The following is a 10174-nucleotide window of genomic DNA, read 5'->3' as shown; positions in this document are numbered from 1 at the left end:
CACCCCGGCGAGCCCGACGCAGCGGGTCGGCGGCGGCTTCTCCACCGACTTCGTCGCGGTCGACCACCTCGAGCGGATGCTCTCGCTGGACAACGCCTTCGAGCCCGAGGAGCTGCGCGAGTGGGTGCTGCGGGTGCAGCGCGAGCTCGACCACCCGAGCGAGGAGCTGCAGTACCTCTGCGAGCTGAAGATCGACGGGCTCGCGGTCAACCTGCTCTACGAGCACGGCCACCTCACCCGGGCGCTGACGCGCGGTGACGGGCGCACCGGCGAGGACATCACGCTGAACATGCGCACGCTGGCCGACGTGCCCACCGAGCTCGCCGGCACCGACGAGTTCCCCGTGCCGGAGCTCATCGAGGTGCGCGGCGAGGTGTTCTTCCGCCTGGCGGACTTCGAGGAGCTCAACGCCGGCCTCGTCGCCGCGGGCAAGCAGCCGTTCGCGAACCCCCGCAACTCCGCCGCGGGCAGCCTGCGCCAGAAGGACCCGCGGGTCACCGCCACCCGGCCGCTGCGCCTGATCTGTCACGGGCTCGGCCGGCGCCGGGGCTTCACCCCCGAGCGGCAGTCCCAGTCGTACGACGCGCTGGCCACCTGGGGGCTCCCCGTCTCCACCCATACGAAGGTGCTGCACGGGGTGGACGCCGTCATCGAGCACACCCGCTACTGGGGCGAGCACCGCCACGACGCCGAGCACGAGATCGACGGCGTCGTGGTCAAGGTGGACGACGTGGCGCTCCAGCGCCGGCTCGGGTCGACGTCCCGGGCCCCCCGGTGGGCGATCGCCTACAAGTACCCCCCGGAGCAGGCCACGACGACGCTGCGCAACATCAGCGTCAACGTCGGCCGCACCGGGCGGGTCACCCCGTTCGCGGAGATGGACCCGGTGCTGGTGGCCGGGTCGACGGTCTCGCTGGCCACGCTGCACAACGCGGGGGAGGTCGAACGCAAGGGCGTCCTCATCGGGGACCGGGTGATCATCCGGAAGGCGGGCGACGTCATCCCGGAGGTGCTCGGGCCGGTGGTCGAGGCCCGCACCGGGGACGAGCACGCGTTCGTCATGCCCACCCACTGCCCCGAGTGCGGCACCGAACTGCGCCCGATGCGGGAGGCGGACAAGGACCTGCGGTGCCCCAACGCCCGCTCCTGTCCCGCACAGCTGCGGGAGCGGCTCTTCCACGTCGCCGGGCGCGGCGCGTTCGACATCGAGGTGCTCGGTTACGAGGCCGCGACGGCGCTGCTGGCGGCGGGCGCGGTCCACGACGAGGGCGACGTGTTCGCCCTCACCGAGGACGACCTGGAGGCGGTCCCGCTCTTCCGCACCAAGGCCGGCGCCCTCTCGGCGAACGGCCGCAAGCTGCTGGCCAACCTCGCCAGCGCCAAGCACCGGCCGCTGTGGAAGGTCCTCGTCGGGCTGTCGATCCGCCACGTCGGGCCCACCGCCGCCCAGGCGCTGGCCCGGCAGTTCCGGTCGATCGACGCGATCGACGCCGCCGGCGAGGAGGAGCTGGCCGCGGTCGACGGGGTGGGGCCGACGATCGCGGCCGCGGTGCGCGAGTGGTTCTCGGTGGACTGGCACCGCGAGGTCGTCGAGAAGTGGCGCGCCGCCGGCGTGGACCTGGTCGAGGAGACCGACGAGTCCGTGCCGCGGACGCTCGAGGGGCTCTCGATCGTGGTCACCGGGTCGCTGCCGACGTTCTCCCGCGACGAGGCGAAGGAGGAGATCCTCGCCCGTGGGGGCCGGGCGGCGGGGTCGGTCTCGAAGAAGACCGCCTTCGTGGTGGTCGGCGACGAGCCCGGGTCCAAGTACGACAAGGCGGTGGCCGCGAAGGTGCCGATCCTGGACGAGGACGGCTTCCGCGTGCTGCTCGAGCAGGGACCCGACGCCGCGCGGGAGGCGGCGCAGGTCCCGGAGGAGGCGGCGTCGGCCCCGGAGGAGGCGGCCCCGGCCCCCGAGGAGGAGCCGGCGGGGGCGGCGGACTAGGCGGACGTGGCCGCGCCCGGCCGGTCACGCTGCGAGGTCTCGTCCGGCGGATGGGTGGCGTGGGCCGAAAAGGCGTGCAGACGCACGTGCAGACGTTGATGTCGAGGCGCAGATCGTTGAAGCTGGTCCCATATCCTGTCGGGGGATCGCGCGTCGGCGTGGTGGGGACGGACGAGGAGGTGGCGCCGGGATGCTCCAGTGCTGCCCGAACGGCGCCCGCCCGGCCGACGTCTACCCGGCCGTCCCGATGACCCCGCGCCACCTCGCCCGCGACGCGCGGGCGGTGGCGGCGCTCGGGGTGTCGAGCTTCCACGTGCACCCGCGCGACGTCGACGGTCAGGAGAGCCTCGACCCCGGCCCGATCGGCGCCGTGGTGTCGGCGATCCGGCAGGCCGCGCCGTCGATGGAGATCGGCGTGACGACCGCGCGGTGGGTCGAGCCCGATCCGTTCCGGCGCACCGACCTCGTCCAGCAGTGGGCCGCGCTGCCCCCGCACGCCCGCCCCGACGTCGCCTCGGTGAACGTCCACGAGCGCGGTTGGGAGATCGTGTGCGAGGCGCTCGACTCCGTCGGGATCGGCATCGAGCTCGGGGTGTGGACCACCGGGGACGCCGTGCAGCTCAAGCAGGTCGGCATCCCCGACGGCACCGTGCGGGTCCTCGCCGAGGTCACGGTGACCGACCCGGACACTGCGGTCGCCGAGGCGGTCCGCATCCTCAAGGCGCTCGGGACGATGACGGTGCCGATCCTGCTCCACGGCGAGGAGGGCGGCGCCTGGCCGGTCCTCGAGTACGCGCGCCGCAACGAGCTCGACACCCGCATGGGCTTCGAGGACACCCTCAAGGGCCCCGACGGCACCTGGCTCGCCACCGGCAACGAGGAGCTCGTCCGCTACGCCCTCGGCCAGCCGGTGTCCCCCCGGCTCGCGGAGCGCCGCCGCTCGGGCTGGGGCCCGAACCGCGTCGGCCGCGCCCGCTCCGAACCGCGCCGCTGACGACCCTCAGCCGGTCATGGTGGCGACGATGCCCGCCAGGTGCGAGATCCGCGCCAGCTCCGACGGGCGGAACCCCGGGCCCCCGGGGCGGCCCAGCACGAGCGCCCGGTCCGGGCGGCCCAGCGGCGCCGCGGCGAGCTCGGTGTCCAGGTCGGTCCACGCCGAGGGCACGTCGTGGACACCGGCCGGGTCCAGGACCGTCGCCTTCGCCAGCGGCAGCCACGGCAGGGTCTCGGCGTCGGTCTCCGGGGCGGCCGAGCTGGCGGCGACCCGGTGCACCCGCGTCCCGCCGTCGCCCCAGACGTCGCCGGTCGCGGCCTGGACGACCAGTGCCCACGCCGACCGGAAGATCCGGGGGACGGCGTCCGCGAGCAGCGCGATCCCCGCGTCGGGGTCCGCCGCCACGGCCTCCACGAGCTCGAGCTCCCGGGCCGTGTCCAGCGGGCCGAAGAACGGGCGGACCGACTCGACCGTCACGTCGCGCACCGACTCGGCGGCGGTGATCAGCACGTCCGGGGGGCGGGCGGAGGGCAGGTCCACCACGAGGTCGTCGACCGCGACGCCCTGGTGACGCTCCACCACGTCGACCGACAGGATGTCCGCGCCCTCGCCGCCGAGCGCCGACGCGACCGCGCCGAGGGTGCCCGGCCGGTCGGGCAGCACCACTCGCAGCAGGTAGGTCACGTCGCCTCCGTCCCTGTCGTGATCGTCCTCCGCGCCGTGGCACTCCCCACGGCTCCCCGCGCACCGGGAGCAGGCCGAGGAGCCCGCCGGCACCGTGCACGTCCGCCTCGGGCGCGGCGAGTGTGCCAGTCGCGCCGGACGTGGGGCGAGGACCCGGGTCGGGGCCCGGCGGGAGGTTGGCAGCGCGGAGCGCCCGTAAACCTGGACCGGGGCGCCGGCGCCGAAACCGCGTCGAGGTCCCCCGGGCGTGACGCCTAGGATGGATCGGTCCAGGTACGTCTTGCGAGGATCCCGGTGGATCCCCACTCGGAGGATCATGTCCGACATCACGCGCGAGGACGTCGCCCACCTCGCCCGGCTGGCCCGGCTGGCCGTCACCGACGACGAGCTCGACGTGTTCTCCGGCCAGCTCGACGCGATCCTCGACACCGTGGGGCGGGTGTCGGAGATCGACGACGACGTCCCGCCCACCAGCCACGTCGCGCCACTGACCAACGTCCTGCGCCCCGACGAGCCGCGCCCGTCCCTGCCGCGGGAGGCCGCCCTCGCGGGCGCCCCCGCCGCCGAGGAGGGCCGCTTCCGCGTGCCGCGCATCCTGGGGGAGGAGCCGTGAGCGGTCCCGAGCGCACCGACACCGATCTGACCCGGCTCGACGCCGCGGAGCTCGCCCGCCGTATCCAGGCCCGTGAGGTCAGCTCGGTGGAGGTCACCCGCGCGCACCTCGCCCGCATCGAGGCGGTCGAGGCCACCGGGCTGAACGCCTTCCTGCACGTCGCCGCCGACCAGGCCCTCGCGACGGCCGCCGCCGTCGACGACGAGATCGCCGCCGGCACCGTCCGCAGCCCGCTGGCGGGCGTCCCGGTCGCGATCAAGGACAACCTGACGACCAGCGACATGCCGACCACGTGCGCGTCGCGGATCCTCGAGGGCTGGCGCCCGCCCTACGACGCCACGGCCGTGAGCCGGCTGCGCGACGCGGGCCTGGTGCCGCTGGGCAAGACCAACCTCGACGAGTTCGCGATGGGCGGGTCGAACGAGAACTCGGCCTTCGGGCCCGTGCGCAACCCCTGGGACCCGTCACGGGTGCCCGGCGGGTCCAGCGGCGGGTCGGCAGCCGCCACGGCCGTCGGCGAGGCTCCGCTGGCCCTGGGCAGCGACACCGGCGGCTCGATCCGCCAGCCGGGCGCGTTCACCGGCACCGTCGGGGTCAAGCCGACCTACGGCACCGTCTCGCGCTACGGGCTGGTCGCGTTCTCGTCCTCGCTCGACCAGGTCGGGCCGTTCGGGCGCACCGTGCTCGACGCCGCCCTGCTCCACGAGGTGATCGGCGGGCACGACCCGAACGACCAGACGTCCATCGACGCGCCGCTCCCACCGGTCGTCGAGGCGGCCCTGGCCGGGGCGCGCGGCGACCTCGCGGGGGTGCGCGTCGGCGTCGTCCGCGAGCTCACCGACCAGGGCACGTCCGGCTCGGGCTTCCAGACCGGGGTGCTCTCGGCGTTCACCGACGCCGTGCGGGTGCTGACCGACCTGGGCGCCGAGGTCGTCGAGGTGTCCTGCCCCGCGTTCACCTACGCGATCCCGGCGTACTACCTCATCGCGCCCAGCGAGGCGTCGTCGAACCTCGCCCGGTTCGACGCGATGCGCTACGGCCTGCGCGTCGGCGACGACGGCACGCACTCGACCGACGAGGTCATGTCGCTCACCCGCGAGGCCGGCTTCGGCCCCGAGGTGAAGCGCCGCATCATGATCGGCACCCACGCCCTGTCGGCCGGCTCCATCGACGCCCTCTACGGCAAGGCGCAGCGCGCCCGCACGCTGATCGTCCGGGACTTCACCGCGGCCTTCGAGCGCTGCGACGTGCTCGTCTCCCCGACGGTGCCCACGACGGCCTTCCCGCTCGGGGACCGCGTCGACGACCCCGTCGCGATGTACCTCGCCGACCTCTGCACGATCCCGGCCAACCTCGCGGGCACCGCGGGGCTCTCGGTGCCCTGCGGGGTCTCGGTCCAGGACGGGCTGCCCGTGGGGCTGCAGGTGATGACGCCCGCGCTGGCCGACGACCGCGCCTACCGCGTCGCCGCCGCCTACGAGGTCGCGCGCGACTCGGCGTCCGGGATGCCCTTCGCGTCGACCATCCCCGATCCCGCCGCGCTGCAGGGGGCGTCATGACCAGCACCGTCGAGGCCGCGCCGTACACCGTCGAGGAGGTCGTCGAGCGCTTCGACCCCGTGATGGGCCTCGAGGTCCACGTCGAGCTCAACACCGCGACGAAGATGTTCTGCAGCTGCCGCAACGAGTTCGGCGCCGAGCCCAACACCCACGTCTGCCCGGTGTGCCTCGGCCTCCCGGGCTCGCTGCCGCGGCTCAACGCCCGGGCGGTCGAGAGCGCGGTGACGATCGGCCTCGCGCTCAACTGCTCGGTGCGCGAGCACACCGGCTTCGCCCGGAAGAACTACTTCTACCCGGACATGCCGAAGAACTTCCAGATCTCCCAGTACGAGGACCCGATCGTCTTCGACGGCCACCTCGACGTCCCGCTCGACGACGGGTCGACGTGGCGGGTGGAGATCGAGCGCGCCCACATGGAGGAGGACACGGGCAAGTCGCTGCACATGGGCGGCGCGACCGGCCGGATTCACGGGGCGGACTACTCGCTGCTCGACTACAACCGTGCCGGCGTCCCGCTCATCGAGATCGTCACGCGGCCCATCGTCGGCGCCGGCGTCCGCGCCCCCGAGGTGGCCCGGGCGTACGTCTCGGCGCTGCGCGACATCGTCAAGGGCCTCGGCGTGTCCGACGCGCGCATGGACCAGGGCTCGATGCGCTGCGACGTCAACCTCTCGCTGAAGCCCAAGGGCGCCACCGAGTTCGGCACCCGCACCGAGACCAAGAACGTCAACTCGCTGCGCTCGGTCGAGCGGGCGGTGCGCTACGAGATGGGCCGCCAGGCCGGCGTGCTCCTCTCGGGCGGGACGATCCGGCAGGAGACCCGGCACTTCGACGAGCAGTCCGGCACCACCTCGCCGGGGCGCGCGAAGGAGACCCTGGCCGACTACCGCTACTTCCCCGAGCCCGACCTCGTGCCGATCCAGCCGTCGGCGGCGTGGATCGAGGGCCTGCGGGCGGCGCTGCCGGAACGGCCGTGGGAGCGCCGGGCGCGCGTCCAGACCGACTGGGGCCTCTCCGACGAGGAGCTGCGCGACCTGGTCAACGCCGACGCGCTCGACCTCGTCGCCGACACCGTCGCCGCGGGCGCACCGTCCGAGTCGGCCCGCTCGTGGTGGGTCTCCTACCTCTCCCAGGAGGCCAACGCCCGCGGCGTGGCCCTGACCGAGCTGGCGATCACGCCCGCCCAGGTCGCGCGCGTCATCGCGCTGGTGTCCGAGGGGACGCTGACCAACAAGCTGGCCCGCCAGGTCGTCGACGGGGTGCTGGCCGGCGAGGGATCGCCGGACGACGTCGTCGCCGGGCGCGGGCTCGCCGTCGTCAGTGACGACTCGGCCCTCACGGCCGCCGTCGACGAGGCCCTCGCCGCGCAGCCCGCCGTCGCGGAGAAGATCCGCGCGGGGAAGACGAAGGCCGCGGGCGCGATCGTGGGCGCGGTCATGAAGGCCACCCGCGGGCAGGCCGACGCGGCCCGGGTGCAGTCCCTGGTGCTCGAGCGGGTCGCCGCCTCGTCCTAGAAACCGCAGCGCACGGAGCCGAAGGGCATCGTCGACCACTCTCCGGTGGTCGGCGGTGCCCTTCTTCTCGCTCAGGGTGACGTGCGGTACTCCGAGAGACTCACCGTGACCAATCCGTAACCCAACCCGGCCTCACCCGTTGGGGTCTACGGAGAACAGCTTGTGGTTGGACTCCGAGCGGGTCAGTCCTTGATCCGCCATACGGTCGTACTCACACACACGGATAGGAGAGGCATTCGCATGGGCGTTCACGCTCCCCGCTCGTCGTCCCACGTCGCCCGCCTCGCCGGCCGAGGGGCCCTCACGGCCGCCGCGGCCCTGGCGCTGACCGGCGGCACCGCCTCGATGGCCTTCGCGGCGCAGGCACCCAGCGTGCCCACGACGCACGACATCCAGGGGCACGTCACCGAGGGGACGCACGACCTGCAGGACGCCGCCAAGGCATCCCCGTCGACGCTCCCGACGCACTCGGTGTCGGCAGGACGTGGCCGGCTCGATGAAGGCGCACGCCTCGGAGGCCGGCAGCAAGCTCCCGTCGACGAGCAAGCTCCCGCAGACGCTGCCGATCTCGGACGTGAAGGCCGACGGCCAGCACTTCGCGAGCAACACGAAGAACGACGCGCAGCACGCGGCCACCAACTGGTCGGCCGCGGCCAGGGGCGGCGTCACCCCGTCGGAGGCCTCCCACCAGTTCGGGCTCATGGCGAACGACGTGCAGCACGCCGCCGACGGCGGCAAGGCCGACCTGGGCCACTGGGCCGACGCCTTCTCGTCCTGACCGCACGTCCGGGGCCTCCCACCCCGGAACCCGCGGCGGCCACCCGGACCGTCCGACCGACTCCGACACGGTCGGGCGGCCCCGGGCCCGTCCGCTCCCCGAAGCACCTCGGCCCCGTCGCCGCACCCCTGCCCGGGTGCCGGTGGCGGGGCCGCGGTGCGACAGGTGCGAGGTGCGCTTCGCGCCCGTGAGCACTATTCCGTCCTATGGCACGGGATAGTGCTCACGAGCCGGAGGCACCCAGGGTCGCCCGCCACGACTCGAGACCGCTGTGGCGCGGGGTCCACCCGAGCCGCTCGCGCGCGCGGGTGGTGTCGACGATGGCGGGTGTGGTCGCGGCCTGCACCCACTGCAGCGGCAGCGGGAGGGGCAGCGCCGAGATCGCGCGAGCGGGGTACTCGATCCCGGCCTCGGGCACCGGCAGCGGGCGCACCCCGACCTCGCGCGCCAGGTCGACGAGGGTGAGCACGTCCGGCGCGGCGATGTTGTAGGCCCCGGCCGGGCCGTCCGCGACCACGCAGCGCAGCAGCGCGTCGCCGACGTCGTCGTGGTGCGCGAGCTGCAGGCGGAACGCCGGCACCGGGAGGGGCACCGGCACGGGGAGCCGCCCGCCGCGCAGCGCCCGCCCGGCCAGGGCCCGGCCCAGCGGCGCCAGCGGCCCGGGCAGGAGCGCCTTCGCCCCGAGGGCGTGCGGGCCGGCGACGCCCGACGGGCGCAGCACGAACACCTCGACCTCGGGGTGGGCGGCGGCCTCCTCGGCCAGCCGCTGCTCGGCCTGCGCCTTGTCCGAGGCGTAGAAGAAGCGGTCGGTGGGGCGCAGCGGCTGGTCCTCGCCCATCCCGACGGGGTTGTCGCGCCCGAACCCGTAGGCCGCGATCGAGGAGACGTGCACGAAGCGGCGCGCGCCGGCGGCCACCGCGGCCCGGAACGCCGCGACGGTGCCGCCCACGGTGATCGCGTGGTGGCGCGACGCGTCCCGGGTGCCGATGATCGTGGACGCCAGGTGGGCCACGACGTCGGCGCCGGCGAACGCGGCGCGCAGCGACGCCTCGTCCTGCACGTCGCCGCGGCGGTGGTCCACCACCCGGTCGGCGGGCGTGGCGTCCGCGCCGGAGGGCGCACCCCCGCGCGAGACCCCGACCACCCCGCCCACGCGGTCGTCGGCGACGAGCAGGGGGAGCAGGCCGCGCCCCAGGGTGCCGGTGGGGCCCGTGACGGCGACGGTCAGGCCGTGTTCCATGCGGGGGCCTACCCGGTCCCCGGCACCGGCACCCGGGTGGCCACGGTCACGGTGCGCGGGGTTGCGGGGCAGGGGACCCGGCCCCGTGGCGAGCACCGAGGACACCAGCGGCTGGACCGAGGTCGAGGAGCCGCCGCCCGGTGGCGTGCGCCGTGTCGGGCGGTGGGCGGTCGGGGTGAGCGAGGGGGACGCGTTCGCGGTCGGCAGGCGATGCCGGCACCAGCTGCGGGACCTCTCCGACGGTCACGTGGACGCCGAGGGCTGCCTGGTCTGCCCATGGCACGGGGCCCGCTACGACGTGCGCGACGGCCGGATGGTGGACGGCCCACGCGGCATCGCGTTCTACCAGGGCCCGACGCCGGGCTACACCCAGCTCGTGCGCGCCCTGGCCCGCTGGGTGCCGCTGTCCGTCGGCCGCGCGGTGCGTCGCGGCCGCGCGATCCTGGTGCGCTGACCCCGCGCCCCCGGGACCGGTCGCGCTACCCGACGTGGACGGCCGGGCGCCGCGACGGGTCCGGCTCCGCCTCGCGGAGCACCTCGCGGGCCACGGGGGCGACCTCGCCCACTCCGAACAGCAGGTAGCGCACGAGGTTGATCGCCGGATTGCCCTCGGTCCACTCGAAGTAGACGTGCGGCACCCGGCCCGTCTCCTCGCGCAGCTCCAGCAGCAGCGCCGCGATCGCGTTGGGGACGCTGGCCGAGCGCGCCCGCAGGATGCGGTAGCCGTGCCGGTGCTCGCCGTGCACGTGGAGCTCCTCCTCGAAGTCGGAGGGGTCGCCCACCGTGATCTCGACGAAGATCAGCGCGT

The 10174-nt window shown here is 74.6% G+C and carries 9 protein-coding genes and 1 pseudogene; 7 read left to right on the top strand and 3 right to left on the bottom strand.

Going from position 1 to position 10174, the window contains the following annotated elements; translation table 11 throughout:
- Together ligA and AC0CYZ_RS17895 are read left to right on the top strand one after the other, a co-directional pair.
- On the top strand, positions 1 to 1984 hold a 1984-nt coding region (gene ligA / locus AC0CYZ_RS17900), incomplete at its 5' end, for an NAD-dependent DNA ligase LigA (protein WP_472217737.1).
- A 190-nt stretch (positions 1985 to 2174) separates the two neighbouring features.
- Positions 2175 to 2978, top strand: coding sequence for a 3-keto-5-aminohexanoate cleavage protein (locus AC0CYZ_RS17895; RefSeq protein ID WP_472217735.1), 804 nt, complete (start codon positions 2175 to 2177; stop codon positions 2976 to 2978).
- 6 nt (positions 2979 to 2984) lie between these two features.
- Here AC0CYZ_RS17895 and AC0CYZ_RS17890 read toward each other — a convergent pair whose 3' ends face one another.
- The gene (locus AC0CYZ_RS17890) at positions 2985 to 3662 is read right to left on the bottom strand and encodes an ACT domain-containing protein (RefSeq protein WP_472217733.1); all 678 of its coding nucleotides are present in this window, start codon (positions 3660 to 3662) and stop codon (positions 2985 to 2987) included.
- Positions 3663 to 3978: 316 nt separating this feature from the next.
- Here AC0CYZ_RS17890 and gatC point away from each other — a divergent pair, with 316 nt between their 5' ends.
- The 4 genes from gatC to AC0CYZ_RS17870 all read left to right on the top strand — a co-directional run bounded on the left by gatC (position 3979) and on the right by AC0CYZ_RS17870 (position 8126).
- Complete coding sequence (gene gatC, locus AC0CYZ_RS17885) at positions 3979 to 4275, top strand: Asp-tRNA(Asn)/Glu-tRNA(Gln) amidotransferase subunit GatC (RefSeq protein ID WP_472217731.1); 297 nt, start codon at positions 3979 to 3981, stop codon at positions 4273 to 4275.
- Positions 4272 to 5834 carry an Asp-tRNA(Asn)/Glu-tRNA(Gln) amidotransferase subunit GatA gene (gene gatA / locus AC0CYZ_RS17880; RefSeq protein WP_472217729.1) on the top strand — a complete coding sequence of 521 codons (1563 nt, stop codon included), beginning with the start codon at positions 4272 to 4274 and terminating at the stop codon, positions 5832 to 5834. Before gatC ends, gatA begins: the two co-directional genes overlap by 4 nt.
- Positions 5831 to 7348, top strand: a complete 1518-nt coding sequence (gatB, locus tag AC0CYZ_RS17875; protein WP_472217727.1) for an Asp-tRNA(Asn)/Glu-tRNA(Gln) amidotransferase subunit GatB — start codon at positions 5831 to 5833, stop codon at positions 7346 to 7348. The genes gatA and gatB overlap by 4 nt, the downstream gene beginning before the upstream one ends.
- A gap of 484 nt (positions 7349 to 7832) precedes the next feature.
- Positions 7833 to 8126 carry a hypothetical protein gene (locus tag AC0CYZ_RS17870; protein WP_472217725.1) on the top strand — a complete coding sequence of 98 codons (294 nt, stop codon included), beginning with the start codon at positions 7833 to 7835 and terminating at the stop codon, positions 8124 to 8126.
- Between the two features lie 223 nt (positions 8127 to 8349).
- Here AC0CYZ_RS17870 and AC0CYZ_RS17865 read toward each other — a convergent pair whose 3' ends face one another.
- Positions 8350 to 9366, bottom strand: a complete 1017-nt coding sequence (locus tag AC0CYZ_RS17865; protein WP_472217723.1) for an NAD-dependent epimerase/dehydratase family protein — start codon at positions 9364 to 9366, stop codon at positions 8350 to 8352.
- Positions 9367 to 9451: 85 nt separating this feature from the next.
- Here AC0CYZ_RS17865 and AC0CYZ_RS17860 point away from each other — a divergent pair, with 85 nt between their 5' ends.
- Entirely contained in the window at positions 9452 to 9820 is a 369-nt protein-coding gene (locus tag AC0CYZ_RS17860) for a Rieske (2Fe-2S) protein (protein ID WP_472217721.1), read from the top strand.
- 25 nt (positions 9821 to 9845) lie between these two features.
- Here the strand turns inward: AC0CYZ_RS17860 and AC0CYZ_RS17855 are convergent.
- Positions 9846 to 10174 (bottom strand): annotated as a pseudogene (locus AC0CYZ_RS17855) (amino acid transporter); the annotation flags it as partial.

This window comes from Actinomycetospora sp., from assembly GCF_055612215.1.
This window is presented reverse-complemented; position numbering and strand designations above follow the sequence as displayed.